Annotated in this window: 2 protein-coding genes; both read left to right on the forward strand. The window is 71.4% G+C overall.

Annotated elements, in window-relative coordinates:
• Positions 1-156: DUF3037 domain-containing protein (locus KCH_RS40335; RefSeq protein WP_157032467.1), on the forward strand; the 156-nt coding region annotated here is incomplete at its 5' end.
• A gap of 105 nt (positions 157-261) precedes the next feature.
• Complete coding sequence (locus KCH_RS32295) at positions 262-702, forward strand: MarR family winged helix-turn-helix transcriptional regulator (RefSeq protein WP_035868996.1); 441 nt, start codon at positions 262-264, stop codon at positions 700-702.
• Positions 703-753 lie beyond the last annotated feature (51 nt).

Here is a 753-nt window from a genome sequence, read left to right on the forward strand (position 1 = left end):
GCCGCCGGCCCGGCCGCCGCCGACAGCCCCGGGCAGCGCTTCCGCTGGCTCACCGCCCCGCGCAGCGCCGTCGTCCAGCCCGGCCCCGTGCACACCGGACTGACCACCGACCCGGACGCGGAACTCCACCACCTGTTCGACCGTCTGGTGCTGTAACACCCCGCACCCGAGACGACCGACGGGATCCTTCCACCGGATCTCCCGATTACTTGCCCCACTCAATACTGGAGGCACTGAAACGATGGGCGTACCCTGACCGCCATGGGCAGCACCACAGGCACCGGCACCGCACCCTCCACCACCGAACTGATGGAGCAGGTCGCGGAGGTCGGCACGGCCTACTTCCAGGACTTCGCCGCCGCCGCGGCCCGGCACGGCCTCAACTCCTCCCAGGCCAAAGCACTCAAAGCCGTCCTCGAACCCGTCCCGATGCGCGCCCTCGCCGGCCGCCTCGGCTGCGACGCCTCCAACGTCACCGGCATCGTCGACCGCCTCGAAGCACTCGGCTACGCCCACCGCGAAGCCGCCGCCGCCGACCGCCGCGTCAAGATCGTCACCATCACCGACGACGGCCGCGCCGTCCTCGACCGGATCCGCGACGACATGACCCGGGCCCGCCAGGCCTTCGACAGCCTCGACGCCGACCAGCGCGCCGCCCTCTCCCGCCTCTGCCAACAGGTCCTGCCGCTGCTCCGCCCCTGACTGTCCGTCCGATGCCCTACGCTCACCGGATGCACCAGGCGAACGGATGGA

It is taken from the genome of Kitasatospora cheerisanensis KCTC 2395, from assembly GCF_000696185.1.
Lineage (GTDB): Bacteria > Actinomycetota > Actinomycetes > Streptomycetales > Streptomycetaceae > Kitasatospora > Kitasatospora cheerisanensis.

Excerpts from the sequence above, each read along its gene's own strand:
- KCH_RS32295 (WP_035868996.1), top strand. The coding sequence starts at position 262 with ATGGGCAGCACCACAGGCACCGGCACCGCACCCTCCACCACCGAACTG.